The organism is Streptomyces sp. F001 (assembly GCF_004187715.1).
In the GTDB taxonomy this organism is placed as follows: Bacteria; Actinomycetota; Actinomycetes; order Streptomycetales; family Streptomycetaceae; genus Streptomyces; species Streptomyces flavusporus.
In genome coordinates, this window is record NZ_QZWF01000016.1 from 1 (window position 1) to 19,320 (window position 19,320).

Below are 19,320 nucleotides of genomic sequence, written 5' to 3' on the forward strand. Positions count from 1 at the left end.
CACGGGGCGCAGATACTCCCGCGCCTCCAGCTCTCCCTCGGGGGTAGCGAATACCTCGCTGGTCTCACTGCGCAATGAGGCAACTTCGACCATTACGCCAGAACGTTTCGCTTCAGCCAGGGCCTCATCCTCAGAGCCCGCAACAGGGGCTCCGCTCCCACCGCTTGAGGCCGGGGAGCGCTCTGCTGCCGACGCCGCGCGCCCGGAGAGCGTCGACTGGGCCGACGCAGCGGGAGTGGGGAGTGCTCCCGCTGGCAACAGAATTGCTGCCGCAAGAACCAAAGCGCCCCCTAGCCGTCTGCCACTCCTCCTGCCCCTGCGACTCCCACGAACCACCCCCAGCCCCTCTCGGAACACCAGCCAAGATCACCGTGTGTGCGCCTGGTGAAGCCATGCTCAACAGCCGGGGGATGGTGAATTCCATTCAACCAACAGACCAACTGGCATGAGCACTGCAAGTTGGTCGAAATCCAGTACCCCTCGCCCGGCTGGACCCCCGCGAGCACATGAGGGGAACTATGACGGAGGCCGGATTCACCGAAGGCGTTTCCGCAGGTCAGTCAGGTCGCTGGCTGAAATAAGCAGGTCAGGCGCCCGTCGACGGAACGTTCCGTCGGCGGGCGCTGTCCATCCACGGATACCCTTGACAGGTGACCGACGCCCAAGACACCGCAGCAGACACTTCACTGCGAACCACCGGGGGCGCCCCTCCGGACGACGGCGGAACTTCTGCAGCAGGGGCGCCCGACCTGTCACCGATCCCTTTGCTGGACCCGCGCGAGGGCATTCCGCCCGTGATCGCGGACGAGGCCGCCCTCGCGGAGGTCATCGCCGCCTTCGCCGCCGGCTCCGGCCCGGTAGCCGTGGACGCCGAGCGCGCCTCCGGTTACCGCTACGGACAGCGCGCCTACCTCGTGCAGCTGCGCCGGGAGGGCGCGGGCACCGCGCTGATCGACCCCGCCGCCTGCCCCGACCTGTCGGGGCTGGGCGAGGCGCTGTCCGGCGTGGAGTGGGTGCTGCACGCGGCCACCCAGGACCTGCCGTGCCTGCGGGAGATAGGCATGATCCCCACGCGGCTGTTCGACACCGAGCTGGCCGGGCGGCTCTGCGGGTTTCCGCGGGTCGGCCTGGGGGCCATGGTCGAGAACGTGCTCGGCTTCGTCCTGGAGAAGGGACACTCCGCGGTCGACTGGTCCACCCGCCCGCTCCCCGAGCCCTGGCTTCGGTACGCAGCCCTCGACGTCGAGCTGCTCGTCGACCTGCGCGACGCCCTGGAGAAGGAGCTGGACCGGCAGGACAAGCTGGAGTGGGCCCGGCAGGAGTTCGCCGCGATCGCGTCGGCTCCGCCGCCCGAGCCCCGTAAGGATCCGTGGCGTCGTACGTCGGGGATGCACAAGGTACGGCGCCGTCGGCAGCTGGCCGTGGTGCGGGAGCTGTGGCAGATGCGGGACCGGATCGCCCAGCGCAGAGACGTGTCTCCGGGCAAGGTTCTCAGCGACGCGGCCATTGTCGAGGCCGCGCTTTCCATGCCGGCGAATGTGCACGCTCTGTCGGCCCTGAACGGGTTCGGGCACCGGGTGGGGCGGCGGCAGCTGGAGCAGTGGCAGGCCGCGGTGGACCGCGCGAAGGCGCTGCCGGAGGACCGGCTGCCGCAGCCGGGGCAGCCGGTGGCCGGGCCGCCCCCGCCACGGGCGTGGGCGGACAAGGATCCGGCGGCCGCGGCTCGGCTGTCCGCGGCGCGCACCGGGGTGTCCGCACTGGCCGAGCAGCTCAACCTGCCTCAGGAGAACCTGATCGCGCCGGACACCGTGCGGCGCCTGTGCTGGGAGCCGCCGAAGTCTGCCGACGGGGAGGCCGTTGCTGCCGCGCTGGTCGGACATGGGGCTCGGGCATGGCAGGTGGCGCTGGTGACGCCGGTTCTGGTGGCTGCGTTGTCCGCCAAAGCACCGTAAAGGGATTCCGTCGTGGGCGGCTGCGGGCCCGTGGTGGCTGGTCGCGCAGTTCCCCGCGCCCCTTAAGAGCCTCACCTGGTCGCTTCTTTCATGAAGCTGGTAGGCGCCTGACAGAGCGACGCCCCCTGGTGTGACCTTCACCGCTCGACCCAGCAGGACTGTGCAGCTACGTTACTCATTAGTAGCATGGTTGTAAGCGCGCGCTCAGCGCCCCCGCACCTCTGGAGGAGAGCCATCGTGCCTCGTACCGTCAGGGACGTCGTCTTCGTCGACGGCGTCCGCACCCCGTTCGGCAAGGCGGGCCCGAAGGGCATCTACCACGAGACCCGCGCCGACGACCTCGTCGTGAAGGCGATCCGGGAGCTGCTGCGCCGCAACCCGGGTCTCGACCCGAAGAAGATCGACGAGGTCGCCATCGCTGCGACCACCCAGATCGGCGACCAGGGCCTGACCCTCGGCCGCACCGCCGGCATCCTCGCGGGCCTCCCGCAGTCCGTCCCCGGCTACTCCATCGACCGCATGTGTGCCGGCGCCCTGACCGCGGTGACGACCACCGCCGGTTCCATCGCCTTCGGCGCCTACGACGCCGTCATCGCCGGTGGTGTCGAGCACATGGGCCGCCACCCCATGGGCGAGGGCGTGGACCCGAACCCGCGGTTCGTCAGCGAGAAGCTGGTCGACGAGTCGGCCCTGTTCATGGGCATGACCGCGGAGAACCTGCACGACCGCTACCCGCACATCACCAAGCAGCGCGCCGACGAGTACGCGGTGCGCTCGCAGGAGAAGGCCGCCAAGGCGTACGCCAACGGCAAGATCCAGCAGGACCTGGTGCCGATCTCGGTGCGCCGCACGAACGCCGAGGCCGGCGAGACGGGCTGGGGCCTGGTCACCGCCGACGAGCCGATGCGGCCGGGCACCACCCTGGAGAACCTGGCGGGCCTCAAGACCCCGTTCCGCGTCCACGGCCGGGTCACCGCCGGTAACGCGGCCGGTCTGAACGACGGCGCCACCGCGTCGATCATCGCGAGCGAGGACTTCGCCCGCGAGAACAACCTGCCGGTCAAGATGCGCCTGGTCTCCTACGCCTTCGCGGGCGTCGAGCCGGAGGTCATGGGCTACGGCCCGATCCCGGCCACGGAGAAGGCCCTCGCCAAGGCCGGTCTGTCGATCGAGGACATCAACCTCTTCGAGATCAACGAGGCCTTCGCCGTCCAGGTCCTGGCCTTCCTGGACCACTACGGCATCGCCGACGACGACGAGCGCGTCAACCAGTACGGCGGCGCCATCGCCTTCGGCCACCCGCTGGCCTCCTCCGGCGTCCGTCTGATGACGCAGCTGGCCCGCCAGTTCGAGGAGCAGCCGCACGTCCGCTACGGCCTGACCACCATGTGCGTCGGCTTCGGCATGGGCGCGACGGTCATCTGGGAGAACCCGCACTTCGAGGGGGACAAGTGAGCACCACCGCTGAGCTGTTGAAGGGTGCGGCCGAGCTGTTCCCGGACGAGGTCGTCACGAGCGCGCACGTACGCCACTTCGATCTGCCGTTCCAGACCGGGCGGTTCGCCCTGATCACCCTGGACAACGGGCACGACCACACCAAGCCGACCACCTTCGGCCCGGCCTCGCTGGCGAACCTCAACACCGCCATCGACCAGGTCGAGAAGGAGGCCGCGGACGGCGACATCGTCGGCGTCGGCATCACCGGCAAGCCGTTCATCTTCGCGGTCGGCGCCGACCTCAAGGGCGTCGAGCTGCTGAAGGAGTACGACCACGCGCTCGCCATCGGCAAGGGCGGCCACGAGGTCTTCAAGCGCCTCGCCGGCCTCGCCGTGCCGACCTTCGCGTACTACAACGGCGCGGCCATGGGTGGCGGCGTCGAGGTCGGTCTGCACTGCACGTACCGGACCGTCTCGAAGGCCGTCCCGGCGTTCTCGCTCCCCGAGGTGTTCCTGGGCCTGGTCCCGGGCTGGGGCGGTTGCACACTGCTGCCGAACCTGATCGGCGCGGACCGCGCGGTCAGCGTCATCATCGAGAACTCGCTCAACCAGAACAAGCAGCTCAAGGGCCAGCAGGTCTTCGACCTCGGGATCGCCGACGCGATCTTCGAGGGCGCCGACTTCCTGGAGCAGTCGCTGCTGTGGACGGCTTCCGTCCTCAAGGGCGACATCGAGGTCGAGCGCCCGGTCATCGACCGCACCGAGGCCTGGGACCAGGCCGTCGCCAAGGGCCGCTTCATCGCCGACGGCAAGGTGCACGGGGCCGCCCCGGCCGCCTACCGCGCACTCGACATCATCGCCGCCGCCAAGAACGGCGACCTCCAGCAGGGCTACGACGCCGAGGACAAGGCCCTCGCCGACCTGATCATGGGCGGTGAACTGCGCGCCGGTATCTACGCGTTCAACCTGGTGCAGAAGCGCGGCAAGCGTCCGGCGGGTGCTCCGGACAAGTCGCTGGCCCGTCCGGTCACCAAGGTCGGCGTCGTGGGCGCGGGCCTCATGGCCTCGCAGCTCGCCCTGCTCTTCCTGCGCCGCCTCGAGGTGCCCGTCGTCCTGACGGACATCGACCAGGAGCGCGTCGACAAGGGTGTGGGTTATGTCCACGCCGAGATCGACAAGCTGCTCGGCAAGGGGCGTATCAACCAGGACAAGGCCAACCGCCTCAAGGCGCTGGTCTCCGGTGTCCTGGACAAGGCCGAGGGCTTCGCGGACGCGGACTTCATCATCGAGGCCGTGTTCGAGGAGATGGGCGTCAAGCAGCAGGTGTTCGCGGAGGTCGAGGCGGTCGCCCCGGCGCACGCGATCCTTGCCACCAACACCTCCTCCCTGTCGGTGTCGGAGATGGCGTCGAAGCTGCAGCACCCCGAGCGGGTCGTCGGCTTCCACTTCTTCAACCCGGTCGCGGTCCTGCCGCTGCTCGAGATCGTCCGCGGCGAGCAGACCGACGACGCCTCGCTGGCCACCGCCTTCGGTGTCGCCAAGAAGCTGAAGAAGACGGCGGTTCTGGTGAAGGACGCCCCGGCGTTCGTCGTGAACCGCATCCTCACCCGCTTCATGGGCGAGATCCAGAACGTCATCGACGAGGGCACGCCGGTCGAGGTCGCCGAGAAGGCGGTCGAGCCGCTGGGCCTGCCGATGTCGCCGCTGGTCCTGCTCGAGCTGGTCGGTCCGGCGATCGGCCTGCATGTCTCCGAGACACTCAACAAGGCGTTCCCGGGCCGCTTCACGGTCTCCCCGAACCTCAAGGCGGTCGTCGAGGCGGGCAAGCGCGGCTTCTACGTCTACGACAGCGGCAAGCCCGAGCTGGACCCGGAGGTCGCCGCGCTGCTGAAGCAGGGCGACACCGTCCTCACCGAGGAGCAGGTGCGGGCCCGGGTGCTGGACGCGGTGGCGCAGGAGATCGGGCTCATGCTCGACGAGGGCGTCGTCGCCGAGGCCCAGGACATCGACCTCTGCCTGATCACGGGCGCCGGCTGGCCCTTCCACCTGGGCGGCATCACGCCGTACCTGGACCGTGAGGGTGTCTCCGAGCGGGTGAACGGGAAGCGGTTCCTGGCCCCGGGTGTGGCATCGGTTCCGGTGTAAGCGCTTCGCTGTGTACACAGGTGCCCTGCATGCCGACTGGTGTGCAGGGCACCGGCGTTCCGGTTGCCCCAGCGGGGGGACCGGAACGAATGGCTAGATGTTCTCCCGCCAAGCCGCCAGTGCAAGCCCCGGCTCGTCCTTCTGGCGGGCAAGGCGCAGGACACCGTCCGGTGTCGTCGTCGCGGCCACCACGCGCCCCTCGGCGTCCTCCGCCAGCGCGACCCGCGCGCCCGCCGGCAGCTGGGGTCCGGACTCGGTCCACCACAGGCCCGCCGCCTCCTGCTCGGTGGGATACGCCGCGAAGGTCACCCTCCCGGAGGACGAACGCTGGGCCAGCAGGGTGCAGTCATGGCCCTCGAGGACGCAGCGCAGGACCGCCACGGGCCCTGGCCCCGCGGCGGCGACCAGCGCGATCGGCTCACCGCCGGGACGCCAGGCGTACACCATGCCCTCGGGGTCCGTGTAGAACAGCGTCGTGTACTCCTTCGAGGTGGGCAGCGCGCTCAGCGTGCCCGGCTCGATCCGTACGGGCAGCGGGTCGGCCGCGACCGGACGCGCGCCCGGCTCCTGCTGCAACCAGCGCAGGACGCCCACGGGGCTGGTGGCGTACACCTCGACCCGTCCCGACTCCCCCGTGACGGCGACGAGTTCCTCGTCCACCTTGGAACCCCTGAGGTCGTGCCAGCCGTTCCAGCCGCCGCGCTCCTTCTGGTTGATGGTGTGGACGCCCCTGCCGCGGTTGCGGACGAAGACGTAGGCGCGTCCTTCGGCGTCGACGGCCACGGCGGGCATCCCCGTCCGCTGGCCCTTCTTGTTGGGGTGACCGATCGGTATCCAGTCGAGGGCGGCGAGGTGGGGGCGGAAGTGTGTGGAGTGAACCAACCCCGCCTCGCCGCCCGCGGTGGGCCGCCAGGCCACGAGGTGCGCGTATCCGTCGGCGCCCTGACCCACGGCGAGCCCGGGGTGCAGACGCTGGTCTCCGCCCACCTTGCGGGAGGGCAGCCAGGAGCCGCCCGGATGGCGCTCGGCCCAGCACCACACGGCCTCGTCACTCGGGGCGTAGGCGCTGAGCCGCCCGTCACGGCCGCGTATGAGCCAGTCGCCGTTCACTGCACGGACCATTGACACGCCCCTACTTTAATCGGGTCTGCCGGGTTCCCTCTCGGCGGCTCGTGCGACCCTGGGTGGCATGAGTGCGCCACTCCTGGTCATCGTCGACGCCGCCAACGTGGTCGGTTCGGTGCCTGATGGCTGGTGGCGGGACCGGCACGGGGCGCGGAGCGGTTGCGGGATCGGCTGGCGGCGGACGGGGTGCCGGGGCGGCGGAGCCTGTGGACATCGTCCTTGTGGTGGAGGGCGCGGCGCGTGGTGTGGAGTCGGTGCCGGGGTACGGGTGGAGGCGGCGCCCGGCAGTGGGGACGACCGTATTGTCGAGCTTGTTGCCGAGGTCGGCGAGCGGCGCTGTCTGGTCGTCACGGCTGATCGGGAACTGCGGGGGCGGGTGGGGGAGTTGGGGCGGAGGTTGTGGGGCCGCGGGCTGTGAGGTGAGCGGGGTTGGTGTGGGCGCAAGGGTCGCGCAGCCCGGCGCTGCGGGTGCCGCTGCGCCCACCCGTGCCGCCCTGGGGTCCCCCCAGGCCCTTAAGGCACCGGGGGAGGCACGACTGCCCGCAGCTGCGTGCGGCACGGCTGCCCGCAGCTAATCCACTCGGGCGTACAGCACCGCCCCGTCCACCTCACCCACCTCCTCATATCCCGCCGACAGCAAGCGTCGTAGGCTCGGCAGGCGTTCCGGTGCGTACGACTTTCCTCGGGAGTCGTCGATGATCAGGGCAGGGGGATGTGCCGTCAACTCCGCGCGGAGGACCGGCCAGGCTCCCGCTACGGCGTGTTTCTCGCCGACCTGGGGGCCGTTGCGGCCGCCGCTGTAGTTGGTGAGCAGGCCGGCGGTGAGGTAGCGGCTGGCGGGGGCGCGGTCGGCGAGCCAGTACGTCTCCGGGTGCATGCCCCAGATCAGGACGCGGTCGCCGGGGTCGGTGCGGCGTGCGGTGGCGTCTGCGAGGCGCTGGGCGTGGGCGAGTTCGGTGCGGGGGGCCAGCAGGCCCCAGGCCAGGAAGAGGGTGCAGCAGCAGGCCGAGGTGAGGACGGCGGCGGTCAGGCGCTCGCGGGGCAGGATGTGCAGCGCGGCCGTCGCCAACAGGACCAGCGGCGGCAGGAGTTGCAGGTAGTAGTGGCCGAAGAAATGGAAGCCGGCCAGCACCGCCCCAGCCGACGCGGCGCACCACAGCCACAGGTCGGCAGCGCCGGTGCGGGCGATGCGCAGCACCCGCACGACCGGCGGGATCAGGCCCGCGCACCCCACGGCCAGGATCGCGGTGTTGGCCAGGGCCCGGCCCAGTACGTGGAGTTCGGAGCCCGTGAAGGAGGCGTACGCCCCCGATCCGGTGACCGTCCAGAAGAGGAAACCGGCCGGGTCGGTGACCAGGGCCGCGCCCAGTACCGGCAGCACGGCCCCCGCACCCAGCCGCAACAGCCCTCCCCGCGAGCCCCGCCCGCCCGGATGCACAGCCACATCACCGGCAGCAGTACGGCCGCCCCGGTCTGCTTGGTGAGGAAGGCACAGGCGACGGCCACCCCCGCGGCTCCCCAGTGGCGGCGGTCCGCGCACCACATCGCGGCGGCCGTGCAGGGCAGTATGAACACCTCGAAGCCGGCGGCCTGCGCGTCCTCGGGGTTGAGCCCCACGGAGGCCGGCAGGTACAGCAAGCCGGCGGTGCGGCCGGCGCGGTCGCCCCAGCGGCGCCGGGCGTGCGAGGCGAGCAGGACGGCGGTGAGCAGGTGGGCCAGCACCGCCAGCACCCTGACCGGTGTGAGCGACTCGGATCCGGCGACCGCGAACATCCCCTCGTACAGCCACGGCACGAGCGGCGGCTTGCGGTCCACGACCGTCTCGTACAGCTCTCCCCCGTGCGCCAGCATCCGCGCCTGTACGGCGAGATAGCCCTCGTCGGGATTCCACAGCGGCCGGACGAAGGAGGGGGCCCGGGTGAGACAGGCCAGCCCGGCCAGCAGAGGCAGCAGCCGGGGCCAGTAGCCGCGCTTCTCCCCCGGTGCGGACACGGAGCGTGTCGGGGCGAGGGGCTCGGCGCGCATACGCCGTACGCTATCCGGCTCCGTATGCCCCACTGAAACAGGACATACGGGGATGGGGCCTCAAACTGCGACGGTCACTCCTCGTCGCCGCGGGCCGGTTTCATCACCTCGGCGAGGGTGGTCTCCTCATGGCGTCCGAGACGGCTGTGGGAGCGGCCGTAGATGAAGTAGACGACGAAGCCGATCGCCATCCAGATGGCGAACCGCACCCAGGTCTCGGCGGACAGGTTCAGCATCAGCCACAGCGAAGCCAGCACGGACACGATCGGGAGCACGGGCACCCAGGGGGTGCGGAAGGCGCGGTGCAGGTCGGGGCGGGTCCTGCGGAGGATGATCACGCCCAGAGCGACGACCACGAAGGCGAACAGGGTGCCGATGTTCACCAGCGCGGCGAGTTCCTGCAGGGGCGTGAAGCCCGCGAGGATCGCGATGAGGACGCCGAGCAGGATGGTCGGCCGGTGCGGGGTCCTGAACCGCGGGTGGACGCGGGAGAAGAAGCGGGGCAGCAGGCCGTCCCGGCTCATCGCGAAGAACACCCGGGTCTGGCCGAGCAGCAGGATCATGCAGACGGTGGTCAGGCCGACGGCGGCGCCGAAGCTGATGAAGCCCGCGTACCAGGGGTGCCCGGTGGCCTTGAACGCGTCGGCGAGCGGGGCGTCCACCGACAGCCGGCTGTAGTGCTGCATACCGGTGACGACGATCGACACCAGGACGTAGAGCGCGGTGCAGATGAACAGGGAGCCGAGGATGCCGCGGGGCATGTCACGCTGCGGGTTCCTGGTCTCCTCGGCGGCGGTGGCCACGACGTCGAAGCCGATGAACGCGAAGAAGACGACCGAGGCGGCGGTGAAGATGCCCATCACGCCGAAGTCGGACGGCGCCCAGCCGAACATCAGCTGGATGAGCGGCGACTCCAGGCTCCTCCCCGCCTCCTGGGGCTTCGCCTCGGGAATGAACGGTTTGTAGTTGTCGGCCGTGATGAAGAAGGCACCCGCGATGATCACGACCAGGACGACGGTCACCTTGATGGCGACGACGAGCGAGGTGACGCGCGCGGACAGCTTCATGCCGAGCACCAGGATCACGGTGAGGACGAGCACCAGGGCGGCGGCGAGGATGTCGAAGCCGAAGCCCTCGGCGCCCTCCCGGGTGCCGAGCGCCTCGGGCATGTGCCAGCCCACGTTGTCCATCAGCGAGGCGACGTAGCCGGACCAGCCGACGGCCACCACCGCCGTGCCCAGCGCGAACTCCAGGACGAGGTCCCAGCCGATGATCCAGGCGGGCAGTTCGCCCAGGGAGGCGTACGAGAAGGTGTACGCGGAGCCGGCCACCGGGACGGTGGAGGCGAACTCCGCATAGCACAGCGCGGCCAGGGCGCAGACGACGCCGGCCACCACGAAGGCCAGCGCCACGGCCGGTCCGGCGTGGGTCTTCGCGGCCGCGCCGGTGAGGACGAAGATGCCGGTGCCGATGATGACGCCGACGCCGAAGACCGTCAGGTCCAGGGCGGACAGGGATTTCTTGAGCGCGTGCTCGGGTTCCTCGGTATCGAGGATCGACTGCTCGACCTTCTTCGTCCGGAAGAGGGTGCTGCTCACGGCATACCTCCCACGCTTGTCGGCCTCGACATGATCGAGAGGGGGCGTAGTGCGCGTATGCCCCGGCGTGAGCAGTTTCACGCTGATGGGCCGGTTGCACCACTTCACCGTGGTGCAACCGGCCCATTCAGGGAGTTTCAGTCGCGTGCGGCTTCGATCTCGTCGGCCGCGGACTGCCCGTACCGTCCGTCGAGCCTGGCGACCAGCCCGGTGACCTGGCGGGCGATGTCCGGGGCGGTGAGCCCGATCTCCGCCATGACCTCGGCGCGGGAGGCGTGGTCGAGGAAGCGCGGCGGGATGCCGAAGTCCCGCAGCGGGACGTCGACGCCCGCGTCCCGCAGGGTCTGCGCGACGGCCGATCCGACGCCGCCGACACGGGAGTTGTCCTCGACGGTGACGACCACGCGGTGCCGCTCGGCGAGCGGGGCCATGGCCTCGTCGACCGGCTTGACCCAGCGCGGGTCGACGACGGTGGTGGAGATGCCCTGCTTGTCGAGGAGCGTGGCGATCTCCAGGCACATCGGCGCGAGGGCGCCCACGGAGACCAGCAGCACGTCGGGGGTGGTGGTGCCGGGCTCGCGCAGCACGTCCATGCCGCCGACGCGGCCGACGGCGGGTACGGCGGGGCCGACGGCGCCCTTGGAGAAGCGGACGACGGTCGGGGCGTCCTTGACCTCGACGGCCTCACGGAGCTGGGCGCGGACCTGCTCGGCGTCCCGCGGTGCGGCCAGCCGCAGCCCGGGGACGACCTGGAGGATCGACATGTCCCACATGCCGTTGTGGGAGGCGCCGTCGGTGCCGGTGACGCCGGCGCGGTCGAGCACGAAGGTGACGCCGCACTTGTGCAGGGCCACGTCCATGAGGACCTGGTCGAAGGCGCGGTTGAGGAAGGTGGCGTAGACGGCGAAGACGGGGTGCACCCCGCCGTGGGCGAGGCCCGCGGCCGACACGGCGCCGTGCTGCTCGGCGATGCCGACGTCGTAGACCCGCTCGGGGAAGCGCTTGGCGAACTTGTCGAGACCCACCGGCTGGAGCATGGCGGCGGTGATGGCGACGATGTCCTCACGCTCCTCGCCCAGCTTGACCATCTCGTCGCCGAAGACGGAGGTCCAGTCGGCACCGCTCGTGGCGATCGGCAGGCCGGTGTCGGGGTGGATCTTGCCGACGGCGTGGAAGCGGTCGGCCTCGTCCTGGAGGGCGGGCTGGTAACCGCGGCCCTTCTCGGTGAGGCAGTGCACGATGACCGGCCCGCCGAACCGCTTGGCACGCGCGAGCGCCGACTCCAGGGCCACGATGTCGTGCCCGTCGATCGGCCCGACGTACTTCAGCCCGAGGTCCTCGAACATGCCCTGCGGCGCGATGAAGTCCTTGAGGCCCTTCTTGGCCCCGTGCAGGGTCTCGTAGAGGGGCTTGCCGACGACCGGGGTGCGGTCGAGGATCTCCTTGGTGCGGGTGAGGAAGCGCTCGTACCCGTCGGTCGTGCGCAGCGTCGCCAGGTGGTTCGCGAGGCCGCCGATGGTGGGCGCGTACGACCGCTCGTTGTCGTTGACGACGATGACGAGAGGGCGGTCCTTGGCCTCGGCGATGTTGTTCAGCGCCTCCCAGGCCATACCGCCGGTGAGCGCGCCGTCACCGATGACGGCCACGACATGGTCGTCGCGTTTGCGCAGCTGGTTGGCTTTCGCGAGGCCGTCGGCCCAGCCGAGGACGGTCGAGGCGTGCGAGTTCTCGATGACGTCGTGCTCGGACTCGGCCTGCGAGGGGTAGCCGGACAGGCCGCCCTTCATCTTCAGCCTGCTGAAGTCCTGACGGCCGGTGAGCAGCTTGTGGACGTAGGACTGGTGGCCGGTGTCCCAGAGCACCTTGTCCTTCGGCGAGTCGAAGACCCGGTGCAGGGCGATGGTCAGCTCGACCACACCGAGGTTGGGGCCGAGGTGGCCGCCGGTCTTGGAAACCGCCTCGACGAGGAAGGTCCGGATCTCCTCTGCCAGCTGGTCCAGCTGCTCCAGGCTGAGCCGGTCCAGATCGCGCGGTCCCCTGATGCGGGTCAGCAGCGGCACCCGTGCCTCCTTGCAGTAGAGCTGTTCGAGCTGTTGCCGGGCCTGACGAGTCTAATGTTCCGCCCAGGCGACCGACGCCGGGGCGGTGCGTCATACATCACGCGTTCGGCTCTACCCAGCTCATGGCTTTCTTACGGCGTGACTGTGCCCGGTACCCCATTGGTACCGGGCACAGTCACGCCGCCTACTCCTACGCTCGACCGGCAGTCTTCTGCGTACGACGAGTGATGGAGTCAATAACCACCGTCGTCAGCAGCACGCCCGCCGTGATCATGTACTTCACCGGCTCGGCGATGGACTCCAGCTGAAGCCCGTACTGGATCGAAACAATCACCAGCACACCGAGAAGAGCGTTCCAGGTGCGGCCCCGGCCGCCGAAGAGGCTCGTGCCGCCGATGACCGCCGCCGCGATCGCGTTCATCAGCAGGTCACCCGTGCCCGCGCTCTGGTTGGCCGACGCGATCTTCGACGCCAGGAACAGACCACCGATCGCCGCGAACCCACCGGAGATCGCGAAGACGGAGATCCGCACCGCAGTGACGTTGATACCCGCACGACGCGACGCCTCGACGCTGCCACCGAGCGCGAACACCTTGCGCCCGTACGCCGTCCTGCGCAGCACGAAGTCCGTGCCGACGAGGAACACCAGGAAGATCACCGTGGCCAGCGGCAGGCCCTTGTACTGGTTGTACATGAACGCCGCAGCGAAGGAGACCACCGCCAGCAGCCCCGTCCGCAGCAGCGTGTCGCTCAGCGGCCGCGACGGGACACCCGCCGCCTCACGGCGCCGGTTGCCGAGGAACGAGGTGATGAAGAAGACCGCGGTCACCACGGCCGCCAGGCCGTACGCGGCGGCGATGTCCGTGAAGAAGTACGTCGTCAGCCGGCCGATGAGGCCCTCGCTGTCGAGGTTGATCGTGCCGTTCTCGCCCAGCGTCTGGAGCATGAAGCCCAGCCAGAAGAGCAGACCGGCCAGGGTGACCGCGAACGCCGGAGCGCCGAGGACCGCGAAGAAGAAGCCGTGCGCCGCGCCGATGACGACGCCCGCGCCGACGGCGAACAGCACCGCCAGCCACTCGGGCCAGCCCTGGTTGACCGCCATCACGGCCGCGATGGCGCTGGACGCGCCGCTGATCGAGCCGACGGACAGGTCGATCTCGCCGAGCAGCAGCACGAAGACGATACCGACGGAGATCATGCCCGTGCCGACCATCGTGACGGTGATGTCGCTGATGTTCTGCGCGGACAGGAACGCCGAGTTGAGGGACTGGAAGACGATGCAGATGACGACCAGGCCGACGATGACGGGCAGGGAGCCCAGCTCGCCCGCCTTCATCTTGCGCTTGAACTCACCGAGGTAGCCGGCGAGGCCCTGCTCGCGCACCAGGAGCCGCGGGTCGACCGCGGTCACCGCGGCCGCGGCGGCTTCGGGGTTCTCGACGACGGTCTCGTCCTGCGGGGACGTGGAGGTCTTGTCGATGCTCACTGGGAAACCTCCCCGGTCGTGCGCGCCGCACGGCGGGTCACGGCATTGTCGGTGGCGCCGGTGATGGCGGAGATGATCTCTTCCTGCGAGGTCGTCTTGACCTCGAAGACGCCGTTGTTGCGGCCCAGGCGCAGCACCGCCACCTTGTCGGCGACGGCCTTCACATCGGCCATGTTGTGGCTGATCAGGATCACGGCGTGGCCGCGCTCGCGCAGCCGCTCGACCAGGTCGAGGACCTGGGCGGTCTGCTCGACGCCGAGGGCGGCGGTGGGCTCGTCGAGGATGACCAGCTTGGGCTCGCCGAGCATGGAGCGGGCGATGGCCACGGTCTGGCGCTGACCGCCGGAGAGCGAGGCGATCGGGATGCGGACGCTGGGGATGCGGATCGACAGCGTCTTGAGCAGCTCCTGGGCGCGGCGCTCCATCTCGACCTCGTCGAGGACGCCCCACTTCCGCAGCTCACGGCCGAGGAACAGGTTGCCGACGACGTCGATGTTGTCGCACAGCGCGAGGTCCTGGTAGACCGTCGCGATGCCCAGGGCCTGGGCGTCGTGCGGCCTGTTGATCGAAACGGACTTGCCTTCCCACTCGATGACGCCCTCATCGATGGGGTGCACGCCGGCGATCGTCTTGACCAGCGTGGACTTTCCGGCGCCGTTGTCGCCGACCAGGGCGACCACTTCCCCGGCGTGGACCTCAAGCTCTACGTCGGTGAGCGCCTGAACGGCACCGAACCGCTTGGAGACCCCGCGCAACGCCAGCACGGGCGTAGCGGACACGTGAACCATCTCCTTCGCCGCCTGACCCGGCGGGAGGTTGTGCAGAAGACTGGGGGGATGTTCCGTCCGGCGCCCCGCACGAGCTTGCGGGGCTGTATGTACGCGGGGCGCCGGAGGAGCCTGGAGAACTGCAGTCCCGTACGGGAATCCAAGGACGAGTTCCTGGGTGATTCCCGTACTTCAAAGGGACTTGCGGCTGCTTACTTCAGGCCGATCTTGGCGCAGGCCGACTTGTACTTGCCGGTGCAGATCTCGTCGACCGTGTAGACGCCGTCCTTGATGACGGTGTCGTTGATGTTGTCCTGGGTCAGCGAGGTGACCGGGACCAGAACCGAAGGAACATCCTTGGCGCTGCCGCTGGAGACCTTGTCCTTGGCGATGGAGTCCAGGGACTCGCCCTTGGCGAGCGCAACGGCCATCTCGGCGGCGGCCTCGGCCTCGGGGGCGTACGGCTTGTAGACGCTCATGTACTGCTCACCGGTGACGATGCGCTGGACGCCGGCGAGTTCGGCGTCCTGGCCGGTGACCGGAACCTCGATGCCGGCCGACTTCAGGGCGGTGATGATGCCGCCCGCCATGCCGTCGTTGGCGGAGTAGACGCCGACGATCTTGTTCTTGCCGAGCGCGGAGATGGCCGCCTCCATGTTGGAGTTGGCGTTCTCCGGCTTCCACTCCTTGGTGTCGTACTCCTTGCCGATCTTCACCTTGCCGTCGAGGACGGAGTGGGCGCCGTCCCGGAACTGCTTGGCGTTCGGGTCGGTGACGGAGCCGTTCATCATGACGATCTGGCCGTCCTTGGCCTTGTCGCCGAGCGCCTCCAGGAGGGCCTCGCCCTGGGTCTTGCCGACCTGGACGTTGTCGAACGAGGTGTAGGCGCTGATCGGGCCCTCGGCCAGGCGGTCGTAGGCGACGACCTCGATGCCGGCGTCGACGGCCTTCTGCACGGAGTTCTTGATGGCCTTGGCGTCCACCGCGTCCAGGATCAGCACGTCCACCTTGTTGGTGATCATGGTGTCGACCTGCTGCGCCTGCAGGTTGGCGTCCTGCTTGGCGTTGTTGTACTGGATCTCCGCCTTGTTGTTCGTCAGCTCCTTGATCTTCTGCTCGATCAGAGGCCGGTCGAACTTCTCGTAGCGCGCGGTCTGGTTCTCCGGAAGGAGGAGGCCGACCTTGATGTCGTCGCCCTTGGCGGCGGAGCCGGTGGAGTCGTTGTCACCGCCGCCCGCTTCCTCAGCGCTGCCACAGGCGGCGAGAGAAACGGCCATCGCACCCGCGGCAATGGCAACTGCGGCACGACGCATACGCGTGTTCACTTCATAACCTCCCTGACGAGGCCGCGACGTTGCGGCCGAGGTGGCTGGAAGTCAACTCGGCCGCACGTGCGACGTCAAGAAGTAAATCCTTAACGGGTTGGCAACGGTGCCATCCGTTCTCTAAGTGAAGGCGGGTGCCGCAGCCCTCAGCACACCGGCCGCGCTTCCGTCCAAAAGGGTCGAATCACCCATCTCACTGAGTGCGAGGGCGAGCGCTCCGAGCACCTCCGCCCGGCCCCCAAGTGCCCCAGGAAGAATGGAGAGTTGACGCGCGGCGCTCGGGATGGCGTAGCGGCCGACGGACTCCCTGATCGACCCGAGCACCAGCTCACCGGCCTCCGCGAGATCACCGCCCAGCACCACGCGGCTCGGGTTCAGCAGGTTGCAGAGATTGGCGACTCCCATGCCGACGTGACGGCCGACGTCGGCGATCACCCGACGGCAGCCCGGGTCGCCGTCCCGCGCCAGCCGTACGACCCCTTCCATGGTCAAGTCGGTGCCGTGACTGGGCTGGAGGAGCGGGAGCACATAGCGCGCGGCCGCGAAGGTCTCCAGGCAGCCGCGGTTTCCGCAACGGCAGACGGGCCCGGATTCATCGAGGGTGATATGCCCGATCTCACCTGCGGTGCCGCCAGGACCCCGGTAGATCTTCCCGTCGATCACCAGGCCGGCGCCGACACCGCTGGAGACCTTGATGTACGCCAGGTCCCGCACGCCCTTGCCGCTGCCCCAGACCAGCTCGCCCAGGGCGCCCAGGTTGGCGTCGTTGTCCACGTGCACCGGCACGCCGAGCCGCCCCCGCAGCTCCTCGGCGGGCTTGGCGCCGGTCCAGCCGGGCAGGATGGCGGTCGAGCCCAGCGTCCCGGACTCCACGTCGATCGGGCCGGGGACGCCGAGGCCCACCCCGGCGATCTTGGCCCGGTCCACTCCGGTCGCCGCGATCAGCCGGTCGACCAGCACTTCCGCCCGGTCGAAGCCCTGCGCCGCGGAGGCGTCCACGTCCAGCGGCTCGGACTCCTCGGCCAGCACCTGATGGGCGAGGTTCCCGACCGCGACGCGCAAATGCGTGTGCCCGAAGTCCACCCCGATGACAATCCCGGCGTCACCGCTGAGCGAGACGCTGCGGGCTCGCCGGCCACCTGCCGAGGTGGGCGTGACCTCGACCGTTCCGCCGTCCTTGAGCTCCCGGACGATGTTGGAGACCGTCGCCGCGGACAGTCCGGTCGTCCTGGCGATCTCCGCCTGGGTGAGGGATCCCGCCAGCCGCACGGCTCGTACGACCCGCTCCAGGTTGGCTCGGTGCAGCGACGACTGCGACCCCGGAGTCTCCACGACGACCTCCTGCGCACGGGACCGCCTCGACGAGGCCCCGTCTATGTCCAACTAGTGAACTCTAAGCTGAGCCGTACAGGGCGCGTCCCGTCAAGAGGTTGAACAATTTCCGGGGTCGCGCACACAGCGCGCACACCGCTCCCCGGCGCGGAAGCGGTGTGCGCGCAATCGGTTACGGAACGCTACTTCAGGGTCGCCGAGGTCAGACCCGCCTGCACCTGACGCTGGAAGGACAGATAGACCACCAGCATCGGGATCATCGCAATCGTCACGCCTGCGAACAGCACGGGCAGGTCGGTGGCGTATCCCTGCTGCTGCTGGAGCTGGATCAGCCCCTGGGTGAGGACATAGCGCTCGGGATCGTCGCCGCTCTGCGGCTGCATGAGAACCGTCGGCAGGATGAACTGGTTCCACTGACCGAGCGTGTTGAAGATCCCCACGCTGATCAGACCGGGCTTGGCCATCGGCAGCATGACCTGGAAGAAGGTCCGGGTGTGCGAGGCCCCGTCGAGGATCGACGCCTCGAACACCGCCGTGGGCAGGGTCCGGAAGAAGGCGTGCATGAAGAACACCGTGAACGGCATCGAGTAGGCGACGTACACCAGGATCAGGCCCTGGTAGGTGTTCAGCATGTCCAGCCGCTTCACCATGAAGAACAGCGGGACGAGGGCCAGGAACACGGGGAACATGGCGCCCGCGACGAAGAAGTAGTACAACAGGCGGTTGCCCCAGAACTCGTAGCGTGCCAGCACGTACGCGGCCATGGAGCCGAACAACATGGTCAGCGGCACCGAGAAGGCGAGCACGATGACCGTGTTGAGGAAGTAATCCCCGATGCCCTTCTCCCACGCGCGCGTGAACACGTCGAAGGACCAGTTCCCCGGCCAGCCGAAGGCCGAGCCCGCGATCTGGGCGTCGGTCTTGAAGGAGCTGAGCACCAGCCACAGCAGCGGCAGGACGATCAACAGGGCCCACACGGCGAGGAAGCCGTGCGAGAAGGCGTTCAGGACGACGCCCTCGCCGCGCCGCTCGCCGGCCCGCGCCGGACGCTTGTCCACGGACCGCTGGTCAGGAATGGCCGCGGTCTCCTTGATGGGTGCGCTCATCGTCGTCTCTCCCGCTCAGAACTCGACGCGCTCGCGGCGGGTGGCGCGCAGCATGACCACGGACAGGATCAGGGTGAGAAGGAGCATGACCACGCCCATGGCGCAGGCGTAGCCGCTCTTCCCGTAGATCAGGAAGTTACGCATCATCACGGTCGACATGACCTCGCTGGCGTGGTCTGGGCCGCCGCCGAACTCACCGCCGGGCGTGGTCATGGTGGACACCAGGATGAACATGTCCATCGCGACGATGCCCAGGTAGACCCACGCCGTCTGCACGGAGTCCCACAGCAGCGGCAGGGTGATGCGGAAGAAGGACTGGGCTCGGCCGGCGCCGTCGATGAGGGCGGCCTCGTAGATGTCCTTCGGGATCGACTGCATGGCGGCGGAGAACAGCACCAGATAGAAACCGACGCCGTGCCATACGACGACCAGGATCAGCGCCCAGAGCACCATGTTCGGCTCGTTGAGCCACTCGACGGGGTCGTTCGCGTCGACCAGCCCCAGTTTGACGAGGAAACCGTTGAGCATGCCGCCGCTGTCGCTGCGGTAGACCGCGCCGAAGAGCACGGCCATGATCGCCAGCGACAGCACCTGCGGGAAGAAGTAGATGATTTTGTAGAACTTGGACCCGGCAACCCCCGTGACCCCACCGGCCCGGCTGCGCCCGCCCGCGTTCAGCATGAAGGCGAAGAACAGCGCGAGCAGAATGGTGATCACCGGGATGAACACCAGGAACAGGATGTTGTGCCAGATGGCGTCCATGAAGACGTCGTCCTGGAACAGCGCCGTGTAGTTGTCCAGTCCGACAAAGCTGAAGGTCTGCGACTGCCCCTTCCAGTCGGTCAGCGAATACCCGAACGTCTGGATGTACGGCCAGATCACGAAGATCAGATATAGCGCCACGGGAACGAGAAGAAACCCCGCGACGAACCGGTACTGCCCTTTGCGCATAAGGCGTTCCTG

At 69.0% G+C, this 19,320-nt stretch carries 12 protein-coding genes and 2 pseudogenes; 4 read left to right on the plus strand and 10 right to left on the minus strand.

Translation table 11 applies throughout. The features are described 5' to 3' along the window. Positions 1–650 precede the first annotated feature (650 nt). The 3 genes from StrepF001_RS34315 (at position 651) to StrepF001_RS34325 (ending at position 5,533) form a co-directional block, all read left to right on the plus strand. Positions 651–1,952: a ribonuclease D gene (locus StrepF001_RS34315; protein ID WP_129802089.1), complete on the plus strand. Its 1,302-nt coding sequence runs from the start codon at positions 651–653 to the stop codon at positions 1,950–1,952. Between the two features lie 237 nt (positions 1,953–2,189). Then, positions 2,190–3,407 carry an acetyl-CoA C-acyltransferase gene (locus StrepF001_RS34320; protein ID WP_129802090.1) on the plus strand — a complete coding sequence of 406 codons (1,218 nt, stop codon included), beginning with the start codon at positions 2,190–2,192 and terminating at the stop codon, positions 3,405–3,407. Continuing rightward, complete coding sequence (locus StrepF001_RS34325) at positions 3,404–5,533, plus strand: 3-hydroxyacyl-CoA dehydrogenase NAD-binding domain-containing protein (protein WP_129802091.1); 2,130 nt, start codon at positions 3,404–3,406, stop codon at positions 5,531–5,533. Before StrepF001_RS34320 ends, StrepF001_RS34325 begins: the two co-directional genes overlap by 4 nt. A gap of 93 nt (positions 5,534–5,626) precedes the next feature. Here the strand turns inward: StrepF001_RS34325 and StrepF001_RS34330 are convergent, their stop codons facing one another. Beyond that, positions 5,627–6,655: a hypothetical protein gene (locus StrepF001_RS34330; protein WP_129802092.1), complete on the minus strand. Its 1,029-nt coding sequence runs from the start codon at positions 6,653–6,655 to the stop codon at positions 5,627–5,629. A 67-nt stretch (positions 6,656–6,722) separates the two neighbouring features. Here StrepF001_RS34330 and StrepF001_RS48605 point away from each other — a divergent pair. Then, positions 6,723–7,081, plus strand: a pseudogene (locus StrepF001_RS48605) (NTP pyrophosphohydrolase). A 148-nt stretch (positions 7,082–7,229) separates the two neighbouring features. Here StrepF001_RS48605 and StrepF001_RS34340 read toward each other — a convergent pair. The 9 genes and pseudogenes from StrepF001_RS34340 to StrepF001_RS34380 form a co-directional block, all read right to left on the minus strand. Then, positions 7,230–8,683 (minus strand): annotated as a pseudogene (locus StrepF001_RS34340) (glycosyltransferase family 39 protein). A 74-nt stretch (positions 8,684–8,757) separates the two neighbouring features. After that, entirely contained in the window at positions 8,758–10,281 is a 1,524-nt protein-coding gene (locus StrepF001_RS34345) for an amino acid permease (protein ID WP_129802093.1), read from the minus strand. Between the two features lie 137 nt (positions 10,282–10,418). After that, a complete protein-coding gene (gene dxs, locus StrepF001_RS34350) occupies positions 10,419–12,341 on the minus strand; it encodes a 1-deoxy-D-xylulose-5-phosphate synthase (protein ID WP_129802094.1) in 1,923 nt (640 codons plus the stop codon). Between the two features lie 190 nt (positions 12,342–12,531). Further along, positions 12,532–13,827, minus strand: a complete 1,296-nt coding sequence (locus StrepF001_RS34355) for a sugar ABC transporter permease (RefSeq protein WP_129802095.1) — start codon at positions 13,825–13,827, stop codon at positions 12,532–12,534. Further along, entirely contained in the window at positions 13,824–14,615 is a 792-nt protein-coding gene (locus StrepF001_RS34360) for an ATP-binding cassette domain-containing protein (RefSeq protein ID WP_165396453.1), read from the minus strand. The genes StrepF001_RS34355 and StrepF001_RS34360 overlap by 4 nt, the downstream gene beginning before the upstream one ends. 191 nt (positions 14,616–14,806) lie before the next feature. Continuing rightward, positions 14,807–15,907: a substrate-binding domain-containing protein gene (locus StrepF001_RS34365; protein WP_165396458.1), complete on the minus strand. Its 1,101-nt coding sequence runs from the start codon at positions 15,905–15,907 to the stop codon at positions 14,807–14,809. 132 nt (positions 15,908–16,039) lie between these two features. Beyond that, complete coding sequence (locus tag StrepF001_RS34370) at positions 16,040–17,251, minus strand: ROK family transcriptional regulator (protein WP_129802098.1); 1,212 nt, start codon at positions 17,249–17,251, stop codon at positions 16,040–16,042. A 182-nt stretch (positions 17,252–17,433) separates the two neighbouring features. Next, positions 17,434–18,357: a carbohydrate ABC transporter permease gene (locus StrepF001_RS34375; RefSeq protein ID WP_129802099.1), complete on the minus strand. Its 924-nt coding sequence runs from the start codon at positions 18,355–18,357 to the stop codon at positions 17,434–17,436. A gap of 15 nt (positions 18,358–18,372) precedes the next feature. Then, positions 18,373–19,308, minus strand: coding sequence for a sugar ABC transporter permease (locus tag StrepF001_RS34380; RefSeq protein ID WP_129802100.1), 936 nt, complete (start codon positions 19,306–19,308; stop codon positions 18,373–18,375). Positions 19,309–19,320: the final 12 nt, after the last annotated feature.

What these genes read in the sequence shown, in the direction of transcription:
- StrepF001_RS34360 (WP_165396453.1), bottom strand. Translation starts at nt 14,615, where the DNA reads ATGGTTCACGTGTCCGCTACGCCCGTGCTGGCGTTGCGCGGGGTCTCC.
- StrepF001_RS34380 (WP_129802100.1), bottom strand. Translation starts at nt 19,308, where the DNA reads ATGCGCAAAGGGCAGTACCGGTTCGTCGCGGGGTTTCTTCTCGTTCCC.
- StrepF001_RS34365 (WP_165396458.1), bottom strand. Translation starts at nt 15,907, where the DNA reads ATGCGTCGTGCCGCAGTTGCCATTGCCGCGGGTGCGATGGCCGTTTCT.
- StrepF001_RS34375 (WP_129802099.1), bottom strand. Translation starts at nt 18,357, where the DNA reads ATGAGCGCACCCATCAAGGAGACCGCGGCCATTCCTGACCAGCGGTCC.
- StrepF001_RS34330 (WP_129802092.1), bottom strand. Translation starts at nt 6,655, where the DNA reads ATGGTCCGTGCAGTGAACGGCGACTGGCTCATACGCGGCCGTGACGGG.